The organism is Aerococcus sp. HMSC062A02 (genome assembly GCF_001809535.1).
Taxonomy (GTDB): domain Bacteria; phylum Bacillota; class Bacilli; order Lactobacillales; family Aerococcaceae; genus Aerococcus.
The window spans coordinates 22,396-44,425 of the sequence record NZ_KV797928.1 but is presented as its reverse complement, the minus strand read 5'-3'; the positions used below and the strand labels follow the sequence as shown (position 1 = coordinate 44,425).

Annotated in this window: 18 protein-coding genes; all 18 read right to left on the bottom strand. The window is 45.3% G+C overall.

Features of this window, described 5'->3' with window-relative positions; all coding sequences use genetic code 11:
• Positions 1-2: 2 nt before the first annotated feature.
• A complete protein-coding gene (locus tag HMPREF2626_RS05490; RefSeq protein ID WP_070618537.1) occupies positions 3-551 on the bottom strand; it encodes a carboxymuconolactone decarboxylase family protein in 549 nt (182 codons plus the stop codon).
• A gap of 203 nt (positions 552-754) precedes the next feature.
• Positions 755-1,438, bottom strand: a complete 684-nt coding sequence (locus HMPREF2626_RS05485; protein ID WP_070618534.1) for a 2,3-bisphosphoglycerate-dependent phosphoglycerate mutase — start codon at positions 1,436-1,438, stop codon at positions 755-757.
• Between the two features lie 116 nt (positions 1,439-1,554).
• Positions 1,555-1,947, bottom strand: coding sequence for an SseB family protein (locus tag HMPREF2626_RS05480; protein ID WP_070618531.1), 393 nt, complete (start codon positions 1,945-1,947; stop codon positions 1,555-1,557).
• A gap of 177 nt (positions 1,948-2,124) precedes the next feature.
• The gene (gene tuf / locus HMPREF2626_RS05475) at positions 2,125-3,312 is read right to left on the bottom strand and encodes an elongation factor Tu (RefSeq protein ID WP_070618528.1); all 1,188 of its coding nucleotides are present in this window, start codon (positions 3,310-3,312) and stop codon (positions 2,125-2,127) included.
• A gap of 172 nt (positions 3,313-3,484) precedes the next feature.
• Positions 3,485-5,575: an elongation factor G gene (gene fusA / locus HMPREF2626_RS05470; RefSeq protein ID WP_070618524.1), complete on the bottom strand. Its 2,091-nt coding sequence runs from the start codon at positions 5,573-5,575 to the stop codon at positions 3,485-3,487.
• Positions 5,576-5,783: 208 nt separating this feature from the next.
• Entirely contained in the window at positions 5,784-6,254 is a 471-nt protein-coding gene (rpsG, locus tag HMPREF2626_RS05465) for a 30S ribosomal protein S7 (RefSeq protein ID WP_070430141.1), read from the bottom strand.
• Between the two features lie 24 nt (positions 6,255-6,278).
• Entirely contained in the window at positions 6,279-6,692 is a 414-nt protein-coding gene (gene rpsL, locus HMPREF2626_RS05460; protein ID WP_067973086.1) for a 30S ribosomal protein S12, read from the bottom strand.
• 452 nt (positions 6,693-7,144) lie between these two features.
• A complete protein-coding gene (locus tag HMPREF2626_RS05455) occupies positions 7,145-9,844 on the bottom strand; it encodes a GW dipeptide domain-containing protein (protein ID WP_070618523.1) in 2,700 nt (899 codons plus the stop codon).
• 473 nt (positions 9,845-10,317) lie between these two features.
• Entirely contained in the window at positions 10,318-11,013 is a 696-nt protein-coding gene (locus tag HMPREF2626_RS05450) for an ABC transporter permease (RefSeq protein ID WP_070618521.1), read from the bottom strand.
• Complete coding sequence (locus HMPREF2626_RS05445; RefSeq protein ID WP_070618518.1) at positions 11,006-11,854, bottom strand: ABC transporter ATP-binding protein; 849 nt, start codon at positions 11,852-11,854, stop codon at positions 11,006-11,008. The genes HMPREF2626_RS05450 and HMPREF2626_RS05445 overlap by 8 nt, the downstream gene beginning before the upstream one ends.
• 246 nt (positions 11,855-12,100) lie before the next feature.
• Entirely contained in the window at positions 12,101-12,832 is a 732-nt protein-coding gene (locus HMPREF2626_RS05440; protein WP_070618515.1) for a LytR/AlgR family response regulator transcription factor, read from the bottom strand.
• Positions 12,825-13,634: a sensor histidine kinase gene (locus tag HMPREF2626_RS05435; RefSeq protein ID WP_168162714.1), complete on the bottom strand. Its 810-nt coding sequence runs from the start codon at positions 13,632-13,634 to the stop codon at positions 12,825-12,827. The genes HMPREF2626_RS05440 and HMPREF2626_RS05435 overlap by 8 nt, the downstream gene beginning before the upstream one ends.
• 645 nt (positions 13,635-14,279) lie before the next feature.
• Complete coding sequence (gene lysS, locus HMPREF2626_RS05430) at positions 14,280-15,788, bottom strand: lysine--tRNA ligase (protein WP_070618595.1); 1,509 nt, start codon at positions 15,786-15,788, stop codon at positions 14,280-14,282.
• A gap of 88 nt (positions 15,789-15,876) precedes the next feature.
• Entirely contained in the window at positions 15,877-16,872 is a 996-nt protein-coding gene (dusB, locus tag HMPREF2626_RS05425) for a tRNA dihydrouridine synthase DusB (protein ID WP_070618508.1), read from the bottom strand.
• A gap of 75 nt (positions 16,873-16,947) precedes the next feature.
• Positions 16,948-17,844: a pyridoxal-phosphate dependent enzyme gene (locus HMPREF2626_RS05420; protein WP_070618504.1), complete on the bottom strand. Its 897-nt coding sequence runs from the start codon at positions 17,842-17,844 to the stop codon at positions 16,948-16,950.
• A gap of 14 nt (positions 17,845-17,858) precedes the next feature.
• Positions 17,859-18,740, bottom strand: coding sequence for an Hsp33 family molecular chaperone HslO (gene hslO, locus HMPREF2626_RS05415; RefSeq protein WP_070618502.1), 882 nt, complete (start codon positions 18,738-18,740; stop codon positions 17,859-17,861).
• A 451-nt stretch (positions 18,741-19,191) separates the two neighbouring features.
• Positions 19,192-21,333, bottom strand: coding sequence for an ATP-dependent zinc metalloprotease FtsH (ftsH, locus tag HMPREF2626_RS05410; RefSeq protein ID WP_070618500.1), 2,142 nt, complete (start codon positions 21,331-21,333; stop codon positions 19,192-19,194).
• A 45-nt stretch (positions 21,334-21,378) separates the two neighbouring features.
• Positions 21,379-21,924 carry a hypoxanthine phosphoribosyltransferase gene (gene hpt, locus HMPREF2626_RS05405; RefSeq protein WP_070618498.1) on the bottom strand — a complete coding sequence of 182 codons (546 nt, stop codon included), beginning with the start codon at positions 21,922-21,924 and terminating at the stop codon, positions 21,379-21,381.
• Positions 21,925-22,030 lie beyond the last annotated feature (106 nt).

Here is a 22,030-nt window from a genome sequence, read left to right as displayed (position 1 = left end):
TCCTAAGCATATTCCTGAAGTTCAGGATTAATCGGAGTATGGGCCAAGTTATTAGCATAATTACACAGAGTCGCCAGACTGACTCCTAGAACCACTTCTAAAGCCGCTTGCTGGTCATAGCCAGCCGCGAAAAAGCCAGCTAGGTCTTGGTCACTCGCCTTGCCTCGTTCTTGGATCAATGCACGGGTAAAGTTGGCTAGAGCATCCAATTTCCTGTCACTAACAATTGGACTTTGGTCTTTTAAAGCTTTCAAGAGTTCGGGATCAATATTTAATTGCTTAACCGAAAAGGCAGAGTGCCCAGCGACACAGAAGTCACACCCATTCCTACGGGCAGCGGTAATTTGGACAACTTCACGTTCTAAAGGAGATAGGCTAGTTTTTCGATTAATAGCCCCTACTTTGCGGTAGGCTTCTAAACTTGCGGGAGCATTGGCAAGTAAACCGATGAGATTTGGAATGTAACCTTGGTTTTCCTTATAAACACTTTCTAAAACTTTTTTCGACTTTTTTGGAGCTGTCTCAATCGTATGAATAGTAAATTCAGACATGTAATCACGCTCTTTCTTTTTGGATTACACTTACTTTATCATAGTAATTTAAGCTTGGATAATACTGGCTCTAGCTCAAAGCTGATCGAAGATTCAAATTAAAGGAATTGACGATCAGCTGTGATGACTACCTAACTCCCTGTCCGTCTAAAGTATCTAAGCCATTAAAAAGCAGCCCCTCACAAGGCTGCTTTCTATCCTAATTATGACTGATCAGGCTTTAGAATCTGCCGTGATTGAATCATCAAATCCGATCCAAACTCATAAACAATAGGCTGAGCATTAGGGATCTCGACGCTTTCAATGGCATCATCCGAAATATTTTCAATGTATTTCACTAAAGCTCTTAGACCGTTACCGTGGCCAACGACTAGAATATTTTGCCCTGCTTTAAGGGCAGGCGCGAGCGTATCCTGCCAATAAGGTGCGACACGGTCTAAGGTATCCTTAAGCGACTCGCCCGCTCGCAGGGCCCCCTGGTCTAAGCCCCGATAGCGGGGATCCCGAATGCCTGTTGGGTCAAGGGGTGGTCGCACATCAAAAGTCCGCCGCCAGGCATGAACTTGGTCAGGTCCATACTTGTCTTTCATAGCCTGCTTATTGTGACCTTCCAGCGCCCCATAATGGCGGCCATTCAAGCGCCAATCCTTCTGGTAAGGAAGATAGAGTTGGTCCATGGCCGACAGGACGAAGTAAGTGGTTTGGATGGCTCGGCTAAGCAAGGAACTGTAGGCTGCATCTAGTTTGATACCTTCTGCTTTAAGAAGACAACCCGCTTGGTAAGCATCCGCCTTGCCTTTGTCTGTTAAGGGAGAATCAAACCAGCCTGTAAAAAGATTCGCGAGATTTGCCTCACTCTGTCCGTGTCGTATTAAGATTAGTTTCATATCAATCCCTCACCTTATTTAATTTCTAGCCAGCCAACTTGTCTCCTGGCGCTACTTTTTTTCTAGCTTAATTTTACACCAATCCACTAAAGCTGAAAAGCGGCTGAAAGGCCACATTAAGTTCGAGCAATTTTCTGAATTAATTCCCGGGTAAATTTAATATGGTCGGTATTATTATTAATCATAAAGCCTGCTAAATGAGGATTATCTTCCTTTCGCAGAAACATCGCCGCTAAGTCTTTATAGGAAAGCTGCTTGGTCTTCATGGGGCCTAAGTCAGCCAAGACACTTGCCTCTCCTCTTGGGGTGAAGACTGCCAAGTAGGTCAAGCCATCTGGACTTTTGACCGTAATCAAACGCTCCTGTTCTCCGGATACAGATCCTTCTTGGTCCTGAGCAAGCAGAACTTGAAAGTGGCCTGCTTGAACAGCTTGTAACAAGGCCAGGGTATTAGCCCCTGACCGCTCCGCCTGATAATCATCGATTGCAGCTTCTACATCCTTTGTCATGAATAGGCCCCCTTTTCTCTCCATAAAATATAGCATGATTTCAGATTTAGGACAAATATTTAAAGGCTCTATCCTTTAAATAAGAATCTCGCCAGAAAAAAGCAAATAAAAAGAGGGCCTAGGCCCCCTTTTTCGTCTGAACATATTTAGCTTGAGTGTCAGTCAATAAGGCTTTAATTAGCCGTTAATTTTTGATACAACGCCGGCACCAACAGTGTGGCCACCTTCACGGATTGAGAAGTTTGTCCCTTCTTCGATCGCAACAGGGTTGATCAATTCAACTGACATTGTAACGTTGTCACCAGGCATAACCATTGGTGTATCTTCTGGAAGAGTAATCACACCAGTGATGTCTGTTGTACGGAAGTAGAATTGTGGACGGTAGTTAGATAAGAATGGCGTATGACGGCCACCTTCTTCTTTAGTCAACACGTAAACTTCTGCTTCGAATTTAGTATGTGGTGTGATAGTTCCCGGTTGAGCTAATACTTGACCACGTTCGATGTTTTCACGAGTAACCCCACGTAAAAGGGCACCTACGTTGTCACCAGCTTCTGCATAGTCAAGAGTCTTACGGAACATTTCAAGACCAGTAACAGTTGTCTTAGTGATATCTGGGTTGATACCAACGATTTCAACTTCGTTACCAACTTCAACTTTACCACGTTCAACACGGCCAGTAGCAACTGTACCACGACCAGTGATTGAGAACACGTCTTCAACTGGCATCATGAATGGTTTATCAGTATCACGTTCTGGAGTTGGGATGTATTCATCAACTGCATCCATTAATTCCATGATCTTATCTTCGTATTCTGCGTCGCCTTCAAGGGCTTTAAGAGCAGAACCTGCAACGATAGGTGTATCGTCACCTGGGAAGTCGTATTCTGATAAGAGGTCACGAACTTCAAGTTCTACTAATTCAAGTAATTCTTCGTCGTCAACCATGTCGCATTTGTTTAAGAATACAACGATGTAAGGAACCCCTACTTGACGAGCTAAGAGGATGTGTTCACGAGTTTGAGCCATTGGGCCGTCAGTTGCAGCAACTACTAAGATAGCACCGTCCATTTGAGCAGCACCAGTGATCATGTTCTTAACGTAGTCCGCGTGTCCTGGGCAGTCAACGTGAGCATAGTGACGGTTAGCTGTTTCGTATTCGATGTGTGAAGTATTGATTGTAATACCACGTTCTTGCTCTTCTGGAGCGTTATCGATAGCAGCATAGTCTTTAGCTTCACCAAAGCCTTTTTTAGCTAATACAGTAGCGATAGCTGCTGATAAAGTTGTTTTACCGTGGTCAACGTGACCAATTGTACCGATATTAACGTGTGGTTTTGAACGATCAAAATGTTCTTTTGCCATTTTTTAAATTTCCTCCTCAGATTTTAAGCAATATTATCCATAATAATCTACTATAGATTGAATGATTATATTATAAGAGGGACAGGGGCTAAAGTCAAGAAAACTTGCTCATTTTGCCCCGTCAACTCTTTCTTTGTCAAGACTTAAGCCTTAAAGTCTTAAAGTCTTAAGCTTATTCGCCACCCTTGCCGAATTTAGCAACGATGTCGTCCCCTACAGATTTAGGTACGGGCTCGTAGTGGTCGAAAGCCATGGTGAAGGTACCGCGACCTTGAGTTGCAGAACGTAAGGTTGTTGCATAACCGAACATTTCTGAAAGTGGTACCATGGAGTGGATTTGGATTGCGTTCCCGCGTGGTTCTTGACCTTCAATCCGGCCACGACGCGCAGAAACGTGTCCCATAACATCCCCTAGGTATTCGTCTGGAACAACCACGTCAACCTTCATCATTGGTTCAAGGATAACAGCCCCAGCTTCTTTAGCTGCATTACGTAATGCAAGAGAAGCAGCAACCTTGAAGGCAGACTCACTGGAGTCGACATCGTGGTAAGAACCATCGTAAAGTTTAGCCTTCACGTCTACTAATGGGAAACCTGCGAGAACACCATTTTCCATAGCGTCTTTCAAGCCAGCTTCAACTGAAGGGATGTATTCACGAGGAACAACCCCACCGACGATAGCGTCTTCGAATTCGAAGCCTGCGCCTTCTTCGTTCGGTGTGAATTCAATCCATACGTCACCGTATTGACCTTTACCACCAGACTGACGAACGAATTTACCTTGGGCTTGGGTTGCCTTAGTGAAGGTTTCACGGTAAGAAACTTGTGGTGCACCTACAGAAGCTTCAACGTTGAATTCACGTTTCAAACGGTCAACGATGATGTCCAAGTGCAACTCACCCATCCCGGCGATGATCGTTTGACCAGTTTCTTGGTCAGTTGTCGCACGGAAGGTAGGGTCTTCTTCAGCTAACTTAGCAAGCGCTAATTGCATCTTGTCTTGGTCAGCCTTAGTATTTGGTTCAATCGCAACTTCGATAACAGGTTCTGGGAATTCCATACGTTCAAGGATAATTGGTGTCTTAGTATCACACAAAGTATCCCCCGTAGTCGTATTCTTCAAACCAACAGCTGCTGCGATATCACCAGAGAAGACTTCATCAACTTCAGAACGCGAGTTAGCGTGCATGAAGAGGATACGACCAACACGTTCACGTGTGTCTGATGTCGCGTTTAGAACGTAAGAACCAGCTTCAAGCGTACCTGAGTACACACGGAAGAAAGTTAGACGACCAACGTAAGGGTCAGTCATGACCTTGAAAGCTAAGGCTGAGAATGGTGCGTCATCATTTGCACGAACTTCGAAGGTATGTTCTGGGTCATTAGCCATTTCTGCTTCGATTGGTGGTACATCAGTTGGTGCTGGTAAGTAGTCAATTACCGCATCCAACATCATTTGAACACCCTTGTTCTTGAAGGCAGACCCGCACATTACTGGGAAGAAGTCTAAAGCTAAGGTTGCTTTACGGATAGCAGCCTTCAATTGGTCTTCAGAGATTTCTTCGCCTTCGAGGTAAGCCATCATTAATTCTTCATCTGTATCAGCGATAGCTTCAACGAGGTCTGTACGCCATTCTTCGGCTTGTTCTTGATATTCTTCTGGAATTTCAGTTTCTTCAATTTCAGTACCAAGGTCATCTTTGTAGATTTCAGCCTTCATGGTTACCAAGTCAATGATGCCAGTGAAGTTATCTTCAGCACCGATTGGTAATTGGATAGGGTGTGCATTTGCACCTAGGCGGTCTCTAATTGTGCTTACAGCATATAGGAAATCTGCACCTAGCTTATCCATCTTGTTAGCGAAAACGATACGTGGAACATGGTAAGTATCTGCTTGACGCCATACAGTTTCAGTTTGAGGTTCTACCCCTGATTGCGCGTCAAGTACAGTTACCGCACCGTCCAACACGCGTAAAGAACGTTCAACTTCAACTGTGAAGTCCACGTGCCCTGGCGTATCGATGATGTTTACACGGTAACCTTGCCATTGAGCGGTTGTAGCCGCTGAGGTGATGGTAATCCCACGTTCTTGTTCTTGTTCCATCCAGTCCATTTGTGAAGCCCCTTCGTGAGTTTCACCGATTTTATGGATCTTACCAGTATAGTACAAGATACGTTCAGTCGTTGTGGTCTTACCAGCATCGATATGGGCCATGATTCCGATATTTCTTGTTTTCTCAAGAGGGAATTCTCTTTTAGCCATTTATTCTAACTCCTTTTCAATTTAGTCAACAGAGGCTGGCTCTGCTACTTATATTATAACGTTAATCATACTAAAGTGATAGCGTCAGACTTGAAAATCTACCACTTTTTGCATTTCCGTATAAAAATTACGGAGCATTGAGCGAATGCTGATGATATAGCCAATAAATAAAGCAGCCAAGTGGAGAAATGCTCCACTCGCTCCTCTCTTACCAGCGGAAGTGTGCGAAGGCCTTGTTGGCTTCTGCCATGTTGTGGGCAGTTTCGCGTTTACGGACAGCAGCCCCTGTGTTGTTAGCAGCGTCCATGATTTCACGTGCTAAACGAACTTCCATGGTACCTTCACCACGGTCGCGAGCTGCACCAACTAACCAACGTAAAGCTAAAGTTTGTCCACGTTCTGGGCGCACTTCAACTGGAACTTGGTAGTTAGCCCCACCAATACGGCGAGCCTTAACTTCAAGCAATGGTTTGATGTTTTCAAGTGCTTCTTCGAAGACTTCCATTGCTTCGCGACCTGTTTGTTCTTTAATGCTGTCGAATGATTTGTATAAGATAGAAGCTGCTTTACCCCGTTTACCATCGATCATCAAACGGTTGATCAAGCGAGTTACTACTTTTGAATTGTAAATTGGATCTGGTAATACATCACGTTTTGCGATATGTCCTTTACGTGCCATTTAAACTCCTCCTTTCGCCTTTTCTTATTCCTTAGGTTTCTTCGTACCGTATTTAGAACGGCTTTGGCGACGACCATCAACACCAGCAGTGTCGAGTGCGCCACGAACGATGTGGTAACGAACCCCTGGTAAGTCTTTTACCCGGCCCCCACGGATTAGCACAACACTGTGTTCTTGTAGGTTGTGGCCGATACCTGGGATGTAGGCAGTTACTTCGATAAGGTTAGAAAGACGAACACGCGCATACTTACGTAAAGCGGAGTTAGGTTTCTTAGGTGTCATTGTCCCAACACGGGTACAAACCCCACGTTTTTGTGGAGAGTTGTTATGAGTTGGTTTCTTCTTCATTGAGTTATAACCACGTCCTAAAGCAGGAGATTTTGATTTTTCTGTGCTTGATTTACGTGGTTTACGTACTAGCTGATTAATAGTAGGCATTTACTACTGCTCCTCCTTCCCCAATAATTGGGAGATTCTTTTTAAGTCCACACACCCTGGTGTGTCATTTTACTGTAAAAAAGAAATAACCGATCTATGATCGATTAACTTTCCTACTTCTGTGCATTAATGTATGGCAGTCAGCACGACTGTATCACTAATAACAGGAATCTGTATACAAAAAGCACCTTTGATAGAATACCACGTTGCCATTTCATTGTCAAACTTTTTCGCAAATTTTTCTTCTGAACTGAGGGGAGTTTCCATAATGATTGAAAAAAGAGACCGGAAACCATGTCCCAGTCTCTCTATTCAAATCAAAAATTTCTTGCCATCTCTTCCAATAGCCCGACCTAATAGTTATTCCAGTGGTCCAGGCCTAACGACTTTTGTCGCACTCTATTAAAACCTGCTCCAAAAGCCAGGCCTCCCGACTTTTGTCGCACTCTATCTTAATAAAGATTCTTAAAGTAGGTGTCTACAGCGCTACCGATGGCTTTGACCATCTTTTGTTGGTAGGAAGGTGTAGCGACTTTTTGGAGTTCATTATAGTTATCGATGAAGCCTAGTTCGATTAAGATGGCTGGCACCATGGTTTCACGAACAACAGCAAAGGTGTTTCGTTTTACTCCACGGTTGATGGCCCCTGTGGCATTGATCAAGTTGTCTTGAACCAAACCAGCAATGTAGCGGCTGTTGGTTAGGCGTTGGGCATCATTGTGGTAGTTGCCATTAATGGTGGATGGGTAACCTGTTGTGTACTCATAATAGAAGGTTTCAATCCCACTTTGAGCCCCATTAGCTGACGCATTGTGGTGGATGGACAGGAAGAGGTCGGCATTGGATTGGTTAGCATCGGCTGAACGGCCAGTCAATGAGACGAATTGGTCCCCGTTCCGGCTCAAAATCAATTCATAGCCGCGTTGGCGGAGGTCAGTTGCTAATTGGTTGGTGAAGTTGAGGTTCAGGTTCTTCTCTAGGTAACCATAAGCAGCTGCTCCTGTTTCGGCACCACCGTGTCCGGCATCCAGGTAGATAACCTTGCGCCCATCACGTGAGCGGGCGAGGTCCATTGGCTTAGCCACAGCTTCTGGAATCCAAATGCGCTGGCCTGAGTAGAGGTTACTTGGCGAAACATGCTTGTTATAGTTTTGAAGGGTTGCCACACTAATGCCGAAGTCACGAGCAATCGAATTCAAGGTATCCCCGTGTTGGACCGCATAGGCCACATCACGCACTTTAACGCCCTTGGATGTGCTTGGCTTTTGCTTGGTTTGAGGGGCTTGACGGGTCAAGGCTGCTGCATCAATCCAGCCTTTGGTCCCATCGTTGAAGCGAACATGGGCCCAGTCGGCACGGTTGGTAGAAACTTCCTTGTCTACTTGAACAGATTGGCCTTGGTAAGCCTTAGTCTGTTGACGGCTCTTAATGGTTTGGTAACCTGGGATTCCCCATGGCTTCGAGTCCACGGTATGGTTGCCGTTCTTAATATAGGCGGTGTAGTTAACATCCTTCATCGGACTGGTGTAGGCATCTTCTTTACCGATAACGAGGCCTGCTCGGTCGAACCAGCCGCTGGTCCCATCCGCTAAAGTAATGTAGGCCCAGTTGGCACGGTTGGTGGAAACTTCCTTAGTGACCTTAACATACTCGCCTTGGTGGCCTTTCATTTGTTGGCGACTCCTTAAAGTCTTGAAGCCATCAATCCCCCATGGTTTCGAATCGAGGGTATGGTTACCTTGGACGATGGTTGCCGTAAAGTTGACCTGTCTTTCAGCTGTGGTATAGCGGTCGCCTTTTTGCTTAGGCTCTGGGTTAGCCCCTGACTGGATACCAGCCTTGTCGAACCAACCGGCTAAACCATCTGCGAAGTTCACATAGACCCAGTCAGCCCGTGTAGTTGAGACTTCCTTAGTGACCTTCACATCTTGACCTTGGTAAGCCTTCATCTGACCACGGCTGCGTAAGGTTTCATAACCAGGAGCGCCCCATGGTTTGGAGTCTAATGTGTGGTTGCCGTTCTTAATATGGGCAGTGTAGTTGACTTCCTTGACTGGACTAGTATAAGCATCGCCAGAGAAAGTGATCCCCTTGCGGTCAATCCAACCGGAAACGGATCCGTCGACCGCTTCAATATGGAGCCAGTCCCCGCGTGTCGTTGAGACAGCTTGGTTAACTTTAACCGCTTTGTTGCGGTAGTTCGGGTATTGTTGGCGGCTTACCAGAGTCTGGTAACCATAAATCCCCCATGGCTTGGAGTCAATGGTGTGGCTCTTACCTGTGATCCGGCCGTAAGCCTTAAGCGATTCGGGTTCCGTTAGGTACTTGTCCCCAGGTAATTTCTTAGATAGGGCATTGCGGTCCACCCAACCGGCTAGGCTATCCTGGAAGGTCACATAGGCCCAGTTTGCCCGTTCAGTTGAAACGAGTTTGCTGACCGTTACGACCTCACCTTGGCGGTCATTCAAGTTGGTCTTCAAGGTCTTAAAGCCCGCAGTTCCCCAAGGTAGGCTGTCCAGGGTATGGTTGCCGCTAGCCAGGGTCATGGTTTCATTCACTTCCTTAACAGAGCTGGTGTAACGCTCACCCTTGCGGAGGGCACGGCGGTCAGTCCAACCTTCCTGGCCATCAGCAAAGGAAACCCGGATCCAATCTGCCCGTTTGGTCGCTGCTTCAGCATCTACCTTAGCGGCTTGGCCATCATAGGATTTGAGATTATTTAAGATGGTTTCGAAGCCTTGGACGCCCCAGGGTTTAGTATCTAAAGTATGCTGGGTACGAACGATAGTCCCATCATAAGATACCTTGTGGGGTTCAGTCGTATAGGCATCTCCCTTGTTTGCTTCTTTCTTAGGCTGGCTTTCTTCAGTCTTAGTGCTTTCAGAAGCTTGGCCGGGTTCCTCATAAACAACTTTAGGGCCTTGGTCCGTCTTCCCCGCTTGGTAGGTTGCCTTGACTTGGTCTTGGGCAGGTACTTCTACTTCAGGTGTTTCTTCACTTACTTGAGTATTGTCTTCTACAGGCGCCTTTACTTCTAAGGCGTTGCTTTCCTCTTCAGCCGGCACTTCTTCCGCCTGAACATTTTGAGCTGTCACAATAAAGCTGGCTAAGGCCAGGTGTGACGCTAAAAATAAATAGGATCTTTTCTTCATACTTTAACTCTCCTAATTCTTATTAATATTCTTGCGTACACTTATTATATCGAATTCGAAAGAAGATTAGGGCTATTAAAGTATTTGTTAACAAATTGTAATCTTTTCTTGACAATGTCATTAAACTTGACCACGCAAAAAAGCAGAATTGCTCTTGTGCTGCTGATTGTTATGATTGAATTAATATTCTATGTTACAATAAGAAAAGAATCTTGTATAGAAAATTGGAATCGAACGCCATTTCTATACGAGATTCTTTTTATTTTAGTAATTATATCTAATTTAATAGAAGAGCAGCGCCTCCAAAGCCAACAACAAAACCTGCTGCAAATGCTACAGCCATGCTATTCCCTCCTTTCTAAATAAAAGATCAACCATTACGAAGCAACAACATAAGTGGCTACTCCAACTGCTACTCCAACAACAAAGGCTCCAACCATGCTCCTCACCTCCTTTCAATGCTGGGATAAATATTAAGCTTTCTTACGGTAAAAGAGAATATTGGCAATAAAGAGGCTGATGATCCAAATGACTAAGCCAATGGAACTACTATCAGCTATTTGGACTTGCTTTTGTTCGGACAAGAGCTGGGTTAAGGCAGCCATGAAGGAATATTCATTGATAGATTGTAGAGTTTCATTCATTTGGGAGAACATAGGAACGAGAGTAATCAGGACCATGGCCAAGATACTATTGATCTGCCCTTGAGACTGAGTGGATGAAAGCCAGGCAATCAAGAAATAGAATAGGATACAGGCTAGGGCAGTGAGGGCGCTGATGACGAAGTAGTTAAGCGACATCTCTCTTAAATTGCAACCGTCAATTAAGACGGGATATAAGATAATCGCTAAGAGACTAATTACACTAGGATAAAAGATAGTAGCTAATATATATTCACTACTCTTAACACCAATTAAGCGTAAGGAACGCAAACTGTTTTTCTCTTTTTCTTCCCCGATTGTGCTAGTAATCAGAGTTCCGATCGAGAGGCCAAAAGTAAAGGTCAAGCTAATAAAGAGGATTTCACTACCATTTTCTCCATTATTATTTAACATCCCGTTATAAAGCAGAGAAAAGCCGAGGGGCATTAAGAGGAGAACTAGGGTATTGGGTGTTTTCAGAATAAGTTTTGATCTGAGTTTAATCAGAGATGTAATGGTATTAGTCATATAAAGATTCTCCTGTTACTTGAATAAAGATGTCTTCTAGCGTTGGTTCACATGAATGGACGGCGACAACGCCTTGCTTGGTCAAATCAGGGTCATAGTCGTCGAAGGCTAATTGTTGACTGCTTTTATCGGCATAAGTTAAACGAACTTGGCGGTCTGTGGTGTGGGCCAGAATAATATCTTCAGGGGCACCTTCTTCAACAATCTGCCCCTTGTTTAATAAAACTAAGTTGTCGCATAACTTTTCCGCTTCGTCCATGTCATGGGTGGTAAAGAAGATGCTGGTTCCTTGGTCTTTTAAGCGAGCGAGCAAGCGGTGGACTTTCCTTGAAGTACTAGGGTCTAAGCCACTGGTGGGTTCATCAAGAAAGAGCAAGTCAGGTTTGTTTAGGATGGCGCGGATGAGTAGCATCCTCTTTTTCATACCTGTTGATAATTTCTCAGCCGGCTTATCACGGTCTTCATAGAGGTCCAGTTCTTTTAATAAGGCGTCAACATAGTCGTAATCAGCCTTTAAGATATCCGCATAAGTCCTAAGGTTATCCAATAAGGAAAGCTTTTCATAGTAGCCGCTGGTGTCACTCATAATGCCTATATTCTTGAAATCATTTGAATTTAACTGGCCGACAGTCTTGCCTAGGATATAGATATCCCCCTGGTCTGGCGCAAGTTGCTTGGTGAGGATATTGATGGTTGTCGTCTTGCCTGACCCGGAAGGCCCTAGGAAACCTAAGATTTCGCCTTTCTTGATAGAAAAACTAATCTGGTCAAGAGCCACCGTATCCTTAAAGCGTTTGGATAGGTTTTTAACACTTATAATATTGTCTTGTTTTGATGTCATAACTGTCCCTTCTAGAATAATTTCCTTACTTTACCTCTATATCAATAGATTGAACCTTTTACATATATTATAAAGTGAAATATTTCATAATGATTTTATTGGCGTAGATGTTTAGATATACGTAAAAACTGTAAAAATCTATTAACGCAAGTAGTATTTATTAAAACAAAAACTATTCAAATAACGACCAATACTTCGTTAATCGAATAGCTCATGAAAATATTTCATTTAAATAGTCAGACTTTGCTAATTTATAGCATCCAGCACCTGTTTCATACGCCTAAAAGACATCTCACATATTGACCCATTTGACAATTTTAGAAGTCGCTTTGATTTACTGATCTCTGATATATGGCTTCTATTAACTATAAAGGACTCATGACACCTTATAAAATCAGGATCAGCCTTTTCAACTTCCTTCATAGACATTCTAAATTCAATTTGCCCTTTATTATGGGTCATAATGACACGGTGAGTATCAGACGTTTGAAAATAAATAATATCATTGACGTTAAATATACGGACACTATCTTCACAGCGAACGGTAAAGACGCGATAATTATTAGGATTAGTTAGATACCGCTTATTAACTAAATCAAGTATTTGCCTAATTTGACCAGCACAAGAATCTGGGCCATCCTTTATGATATAGCCAAGCGCTTCCACAGCATGTTTAAAGGTAGTTAAGACTAATTCATCATGACTTGTTACAAAAACAATGGGACTAAGCACATCAAATGAACGTATACTTGCAGCAAGTTGGATACCCCCTATCGTATCATTGCCCAGATCAATATCTAAGAAATAGAGATTATTTCCTCTTGATTGTCTTTTGACATGGTTTAGTAAGCTAACCGGGTCATCCGTAGCAAGTTCGACCTTCATATCCAAAGCATTGATCATTACATAATTTTCAATACAAGTCTTAATATTTTCTAGCTCCTGTTTATTATCTTCACAAATAAAAATACTAATCACTGTTAAACTCCTTTCTTATGATCAAATGTTGGACAAAATGATAATCAATTATTTCAGTCTGTAAATTGACATTAGAATAGCGTTGAACAATTTTTTCTATATTAAATAAACCAAAGCCTTGATGTTTAGCCTTTGTAGAAAATCCTTTTTCTTTTAATTGCGAGAGGTGAGGAATGGTCTTTTGGCAAGGATTTTTAACAATCACATGGAGCGAAGAATCTAGCTCGAAGATAACGATTGTTAATATGCCATCCTCTAGTCTTTCTAATTCTTCAATAGCGTTATCTAATAAATTACCTAATAATCGAATAAAATCAATCGTTTCCATATGTAGTTGCGAAATTTCTGCTTTTATCTCCAGATTAAAAGAGATCCTCCTCTCATGAAGGCGAACTAATTTATTCACCAAAAGTCCCTTTATTGCGGGAACTTTAAGATATCTAAGCGGAGTCAAATCAGAGTCATATGGTAAATGAGGGGTCGATACCGTTCTTAATTCATTAAAGAAGAATTCTTTGAGCTCTTGAGAGTTATCACCATGAATATACCCCTCTAAAGAAGCCAAAATATTTGCATAATCATGCTTAAAAGAATTCAAATTTGTATAGTCTTGTTCTAGCTGGAGAGTATATTTTTTTAAGTGATCGATCTCCTTTTCTTTTTGATTTAATTCATGGTTATTTTGTCCACAATTTGAATAAACAAATAGAAAGGAAATGCTTATTAATCCGTAAATCATTAACAAGAGTAAATGGGATTGACTCAAGAAAGAAGAATTGTCTAAAGATACTCCCATAAGCATAGAACTATAACCCGTAATTAAGATAAAAATTCCTAAATAGAGTACTATTTTTTTTTGCTTTCTTTTCTTAATTCGAATAAGAAGGCAGTGAAAAAGGCCAATTAAGATTAGATAGACTATTGAAAAAACAATTAGATGATTTTGTATTGTTTGACTAAGGTAGGGGTCCTTAATGAAATACAAGTTAGTCATGTATTCACTTAGGCCAAGAAGTATAAAGGCATATGTGACCGAAAAAATACTTTTTGGCCAACTATCTCCAGCTAAATAGCCAACAGTCGCCCAAATAAACATTAGGATAAACACGGTGTATATGGAGCCGATATGATATAAAAAAATTGCTGCAATAATAACTGCGAGACCATAAATTGATCGTTGGACACTTAGTTTATTTTGACTAATGACCAAAATAGCAAAGAAGGTAACTAGTTGTTGGCATAATATAAAGATATAATAACCTCCTTACTCTATTATAGTCATATTATATATAATGCATTTTAATTTGTCTATGATAAGTTTTTCATTCACTTTTCTTTTGAAAAACAGTGAAACAGCTTTGAAAGACCTGCTCTCCACACACCATCTTCCCAAGCAAAAAAAGACCAGCCACGCAAAAGGCGTGCTGGTCTTTTTCTTTACTATCAATTATTTATTCCGCATGGTTGGGAAGAGCAAGACGTCGCGGATGGATGAGGCATTGGTCATGATCATTACCATCCGGTCGATCCCGATACCCAGTCCCCCTGTTGGTGGCATCCCGCTTTCTAGAGCTTCGATAAAGTCTTCATCATAAGGATGGGCTTCATCGTTGCCCGCTTCCTTCTCAGCCGCTTGGGCCGCGAAGCGTTCGCGTTGGTCGATGGGATCGGTTAACTCGGTAAAGGCATTCCCAGCTTCAGCGCCTGCAATGAAGGCTTCGAAGCGGTCGGTGAAGCGCGGATCTTCTTCATTGGTCCGAGCCAATGGGGAGATGGCCTTAGGATGGCCGTAGACAAAGGTTGGTTGGATCAAGCTATCTTCAACAAAGTGTTCGAAGAATTCATTGATGACGTGGCCCACCGTGTGATTATCTTCCACGGGAACCCCATGCTCTTTGGCCAGGTCGCGGGCTTCTTGGTCGGACATTTCTTGCCAGAAGTCCACCCCGCAAGCTTCCTTAATAGCATCTACCATGTGGATGCGGGCCCATTTACCCCCGAATTCTAATTCGTGGTCGCCATAAGTTACCTTGGTGGTCCCCAGAACTTCTTGAGCTACGTGTTGGTAGAGACCTTCGACTAAGTCCATCACGCCAGCCATGTCGCTGAAGGCGGTATAGACTTCCAAGAGGGTAAATTCTGGGTTGTGAGTATGGTCGATCCCTTCATTTCGGAAGACCCGGCCCACTTCATAGACCTTCTCAAAGCCCCCTACGACCAAGCGTTTGAGGTGAAGTTCTAACGCAATACGGAGGTAGAGGTCAATATCTAAGGCATTGTGGTGAGTGATGAAAGGACGTGCACTCGCTCCCCCGGCTAAGTTATGGAGGGTTGGTGTTTCTACTTCCAGGTAGCCTTGGTCATCTAGGAAGCGGCGAACTTCACGCACAATCTTAGACCGTTTGACAAAGCGGTCCATGCTTTCAGAATTGGTAATTAAATCCAGGTGGCGTTGACGGTAGATCTGTTCCTTGTCTTGTAAGCCATGGTACTTGTCCGGTAGGGGACGGAGGGCCTTGGTCAGGTGGATCAATTCCTTGGCTTGGACGGATAATTCCCCAGTATTGGTCCGCATCAATTTTCCGCGGATGCCTAGGATATCCCCCAGGTCAGATTTCTTCCAAATCGTATTGTAGGCTTCTTCACCAATTTCGTCTTTACGGACATAGATTTGGATTTGGCCGCTCATGTCTTGGACATGGCCGAAGCCAACTTTCCCTTTACCGCGCTTGGTCATCAAACGCCCGGCAATGGCCACATCTAAATCTTTCTCAGCAAGTTCTTCCTTGTCGAAGCTCTCATAGCCGTCGTGCAATTCACCCGCTGTGTTTTCCCGTTGATAGCCTGAAGCAAAGGGGTTAATCCCATGCTCTCTTAATTCATCAACTTTATCACGGCGAACCTGCAATTGATCAGTGCTTGATTCTGCTGTTTGGTTGACATTTTCCTTGGTCAAACTTCTCACTCCCATACTTTTATCGCTAATTCTATTATCTCCTACTATCTTGCCAATTTCTAGTCGAAATTGCAAGGTCTATTTGGACCTAACGCCCTTCTTTTGCTTCGCGTTCTAAGACTTGTTCTTGGAACTGGCTGAGCAGACCCACAACTTCATCGTAAGTATCCGCTTGGGTACAGGCCAGTTTCACCTTGGAGGCCCGGGAAATCCCTTTGAGATAGTAGCTCACCAGACCACGGAATTCTTTGACACCGATGACTTCTCCCTTGAGGTCAACTAGGCGTCGCAAGTGGTCCAGGGCTTCATCGATCCGTTCAGATCCCTTCTTCTCTGGCAGGAGTTCGCCGGTCTCTAGGTAGTGGACCATGCGTTGGATGATGAAAGGATCGCCCAGGCAGGCCCGACCGACCATGACGCCATCGACGCCATAATTATCTAGGGCCGCCTTGGCTTCTTCAGGGGTCCGGATATCGCCATTGCCGTAGAAGGGTACGGTCAATTCCTGGGCCACTTCAGCAATGATATCCCAGTCAGCATGGCCGCGGTACATCTGCTCGCGGGTCCGTCCGTGCATGGCAATCATAGAGACGCCTGCTTCCTGGGCGGCTCGGGCATTCTCCTTGGCTAGGATATGGTCAGCGTCCCAGCCCGTCCGCATCTTGACTGAAACAGGCAGGTCCACTGCATCCACGACTGCTTTAACCCGGCCATGGACTTCTTCTGGATCCAAGAGGCAGCGGGCGCCTGCATCGGTCTTCACAACCTTATTGACGGGGCAACCCATGTTGATGTCGATGATCGCTGCCTTGGTATTATCTTGGACGAAGCGGGCGGCCTCAGCCAGAGACTCTTCAGACCCACCGAAGATCTGAACAGAGAGCGGCCATTCGCTCTCTTCAATATGGAGCATGGACAGGGTCTTCTTATTGCGGTAGTGGATCCCTTGGTCGGAGATCATCTCGCAGACTACCAGCCCCGCGCCCATCTCCTTGACCATTACCCGGAAAGCCGCATTGGAGATGCCAGCCATGGGAGCAACGGCGATAGGATTGGCAATATCAATATTTCCTATTTTTATCATTCAGTCACCTTTTTCCTTGATTCGTTCTTTCGTACAAAGAAGCCGGGATGCCCCAGCTTCTACTTGTTTTTATTTTTATAGGGCGTCATAGCTAGCAGTCACGCTAACCACCACTTGCCGGTCCTGGCCTAAACGCTCAGCCAGGGCGATTGCTCCGGCAACGGCGGCCCCACTCCCAGAGTCTACGATCAGACCCTCGTTAATGGCTAAAGCACGCTGGCAATGTAAAGCCTTCGTCTCATCCACTACAATAGCCTGGTCGAAGCAAGCCCGGTCCAGGCTGGTTGGGATGAAACCGTAGCCGATGCCTGATAAGTAGTGGTGTCCGGCACTTTCTCCTGAAAGGACAGCAGCTTGGGCGGGCTCCACGGCGTAGATGCCGACCTCTTCCTTCTGTTCACGGAGAGCCTGGGCGACTCCAGTCAGGGTGCCACCTGTTCCAACTCCCGCCACAAAGGCATCCGGCACCCGGCCCAGGGATTCAATAATCTCAGGGCCTGTCGTTACTGCATGGATGCTTGGATTTGCTAGGTCAGAGAAGGGATCTAGGAAGGGCAGGTCATGGGCCAGGGCATAGGTCCTAGCTGCCTCGATCTGTTCCGTAAAAGTCAGCTGGTCATCCAGCATTTCTAAGTGGGCACCTAAGTCTTGGATTTTTTCCGTCACTGCTGGCTGCCAAGCCTGGCTGCGAAAGATGACCGCATCGAAGCCCCGGATGGCAGCTAGGCTAGCCAGGCTGAGGCCGAAATAACCGTCGTCGATCCCTACAAAGGCTCGCTTCTCAGCAAAGGCGCCTTCTGCCTCCTTAAACTCCAGCATGTTTAAGGCTGCCCGGTCGCGCCCACTACCTGTCAAATTACGGTTTTCGAGTTTGACATAGACATCCGCTGCACGGTAGGGGGTTGACCGTTGCAATTTCACCAGGGGAGTCCCTGTAATCAGTTGACTTAAATCGCTCTCTACAGCTGGCATGCTTTCCTCCACTTCTAGGCACTTGCCTGTGCCGCAATCTCTCTCAATTCCTCTGCTGTAAATTGATAGGTCTTATTGCAGAAATGGCAGACAGTTTCTGCCCCGCCATCTTCTTCAATAATCGTTTCTAATTCTTGACTTCCGATAGCAGCTAGGCCTTGTGCGAAACGTTCCTTGGAACAGTCACACTTAAAGCTGACTTCTTCCTGACTCAAGATCTTGACCTGGTCTTGACCTAGCAAGCGATAAATCATCTCTTCTGGCGTCAAGCCCTGGCTGAGCAAGTCTGTCACTTGGGGCATGTCAGCGATACTTGCCTCAAGCTGATCGATAACTTCTTCGGAGCAACCTGGCAAGACTTGGATCACCCAACCACCCGCACAAGCAATCGACTCATCTGGGTTCACAAGAACGCCCAGTCCAACAGCAGAAGGCACCTGTTCAGAAACGGTTAAATAATAGGTGAAGTCTTCTGCAATCTCACCTGATACCAGGGGCACTTGACCCTGGAAGGGCTCCTTCAAACCGAGGTCCTTGATAACTGAGAAAGTCCCTTCTGTTCCAACGGCCCCGCGGACATCAATCTTGCCTTGGGCATTGGAATCCAGGCTGACATGGGGCTGGTCAATATAACCCTTAACATGGCCTTGGCCATCTGCAGACACAACAATCTTACCCGCTGGTCCATTCCCAGCGATTTGTACCGTCATCTTGGCATCGTCTTTAATATCCGCAGCTAGGAGAAGGGTTCCTGCAAGGGTTCGTCCCAGAGCTGCACTAGAAGCGCTCCAAGAATCGTGTTTTTCTTGAGCGCTAGCAACCACCTGACTAGCATCTACTGCACGTACACGGATCTGCCCGTCGAAGGCTGTGGCTTTAACTAATTGATCTGTCACTTCTTCACGTCCTTTTTTATCTTTTCTTACAGATTACGTTGTTTTCTTGGCCTTGCCAAATAATTTGCTTCAAAAACTATCCCAAGCCCCTATCCTCGGCTGAGTTTTGCGATTAAACATTCTCTACTTATTAATGTTGAAGACTAGTTATTAATTAAAGAATTAATCATATATCAGCTTGTTTTGAGCAGGAGTGGAGCGTTGAAGTTGGTCCTTAGTCACGACTAAGCAAGCGATGTGAATTAGGGATAGTAGGCGCTAGCCGTACTAGCCCTTTGAAGCTCGCTAGGTGAGGGACCTTGGCCCGAACCGGTGCCGTGACTTTTTAAGGACCAAATTCAAAAGCGGAACGAATGCTCCCTAATACTATTCAAATATATAAGTAAATTAAAAAGCAGAAAAGCAGGGTGCCGAAGCGCTCCCTGCTTAATCTTCAAGCCAGTGATGAGCCTTAGTCCTCATCCTTTTCGTCCTGCCGGCGTTGAGCAATTTCTTCTTGTATATGTTCATTTCGCCGACCAAGTTCTTGGTCTTCTGAATCAGATTCAGAAGCGTCTAGACCTTGGCGTTCTTCTAACTGTTCTTTAGATTCTTCCTGTTTCTTCTGACCTTCACGCTGCATCTTCTCTTTGACTTCATCATAAGTCTTAGGGCGGGCTTCTTCTTCGACTTCTGTTACAGTTTCAGCCGGCATTTCACCCGTTTCAAAGAGACTCTTGATGGTGCGGGCATCCAAGGTTTCAAGTTCCAAGAGTTTTTCAGCGATAATCGTCACTTGTTCACGGTGGTCGCTGAGAATTTGTTTAGCCTCAGTCAAGCAGTCTTCCATCAATTGGAGGAGCTCTTGGTCAATCTTGGCTGCCGTTTGAGCAGAATAGGTCTTCTCACCATAACTTTGGGCCCCACGCATGCTGTGGTTCCCTTCATAAGAGATAGGGCCCAAGCTTTGGCTCATCCCATATTCGGTGATCATACTGCGTCCTAGTGAGGTGGCTTGTTCAAAGTCGTTGGAAGCCCCAGAGGTTTGGGTATTGAAGAAGACTTCTTCAGCTGCCCGACCCCCGAGTAAACCAACAATCTGTTCGCGCAGATCCTTAGCATTGTACATGTTCTGATCTTCGCGTGGCAGCATAATAGCATAACCGCCAGCCTTGCCCCGGGGAACGATGGTCACCTTATGGACAATTCGGGCTTCATTGAGGACCAGACCGCAGACGGTGTGGCCCGCTTCGTGGAAGGCCGTCACCCGTCTTTCTTTCTCGTTCACTTGACGGTCTGGCTTAGCTGGCCCAGCAATCACCCGGTCTTGAGCTTCATCCACATCCACCATATCAATGGCTGCCTTGTCCAAGCGGGCTGCTAAGAGTGCCGCTTCATTCAGGACATTCTCAAGTTCTGCCCCAGTAAAGCCTGGCGTCTGACGAGCTAAAACCTTAAGATCCACATCAGGCCCTAACTTCTTATTGCGGGCATGGACCTTGAGGATGGCTTCCCGGCCTTTGACGTCAGGGCGACCAACTAAGATTTGACGGTCAAAACGACCTGGACGCAGCAAGGCTGGGTCGAGTACATCGGAACGGTTGGTTGCCGCAATGACGATCACATTATCTTGCTCAGTAAAACCATCTAATTCAACCAGCAATTGGTTGAGGGTTTGTTCCCGTTCATCGTGGCCGCCGCCCATACCGGAACCCCGCTTGCGCCCGACCGCATCAATTTCATCGATGAAGATAATAGCCGGTGAATTCTTCTTGGCGGTATCGAAGAGGTCGCGGACCCGGCTGGCACCGACCCCAACAAACATCTCAACGAATTCAGACCCTGAAATCGAGTAGAAAGGCACCTGGGCTTCTCCGGCGACTGCCTTAGCCAGCAAGGTCTTCCCAGTTCCTGGAGGGCCTTCGAGGAGGACGCCTTTTGGAATCCGTGCCCCTAATTGGTGGTACTTGCGAGGGTCCTTGAGGAATTCAACCACTTCAACAAGTTCTTGCTTTTCCTCATCGGCTCCAGCTACATCGGCAAAGCGTACCTTAGACTGTTGGGATTGGTCCTTGGCGTTGGACTTGCCCATAGACATAGGGTTACCCCGGCCACCGCCTTGGGCACGCTGGGTCATAAAGTACATAAAGCCAATAAAGATAACTAATGGCAGGGCGCTGAAGAGGAGGTTAACCCAGACCCCGGAGCTATCTTCCTTGAGGGCCTTGAGCGAGGTATCGGTCTCTTCAGCTGTCTGGCTAATCTTAGCTAGGGTGTCATTGTTGGGGAGGACACGCGTGAAGAACTTTTTAGCCTGGCCTGTTTTAGCATTATTAAAAATAGGCAGGTTGTTTTCACTCTGGCTCTCTTGCTTGTCCCGCGAGGCCCGATAGTCCCCAGTTATCTGATAGGCTCCAGCTTGCGGTTGAATGGCGATATTTTGCAGATTTTCATCCGATAATTCCTGCATAAATTCCGTTTGCGTGATTTCTTCGGTTGATCCATCATCTCCACCACCTGCAATATAATTGACCAAGCCAATTAGGGCGAAGAAGATAATAATCCAAAGAAGACCACTTGTCAGAAAACTCTTATTTGGTCCTTTTCTCTGCATGTAGTTTCTCCTATCTGCTTAATTTTGATCTGATAGTTATGCTGATTAACTGTAAACCTCAGCCTTAAGGATACCTATATAGGGTAAGGCGCGGTACGTCTCATTATAGTCGAGGCCATAGCCGACTACGAATTCATCTGGAACATCACGGCCAGTATAGTCGCAAGTCATGTCCACCACCCGGCGCTCAGGCTTGTTCAGCAAGGCGCAGACCTTAACGGAGGCTGCCTTGCGGTGGGCCATCAGTTCACAGACCTTCTTGAGGGTGCGTCCTGTATCGATAATATCTTCGACAATTAAAATGTGACGCCCTTCAACGCTTTGGTCTAGGTCTTTGAGTATCTTAACCTGACCGGAGGATTCCGTCCCTGAGCCGTAGCTGGAAACAGACATAAAGTCCATCTCTAAAGGACAGTCCATACGGCGTACCAGGTCCGTCATAAATACGACAGAACCCTTGAGGATACCAATTACAAGGGGATTCTTGCCCCGGTAGTCCTCAGTTAGTTCTTGCCCTAAGCGATCAACTGTCTCGGCAATTTCTTCCTGAGACAGCAGCACTTCTTGGATATCATCATTAGGATGTGTCATAGCTTTAATAATCCTCCACACGCTTTCTATTCTAACAAAATAATTACAGAATCAGCAAATATTCTGAACTCCTTCATTCTATCATAACTTTAATAATTTAAAACCA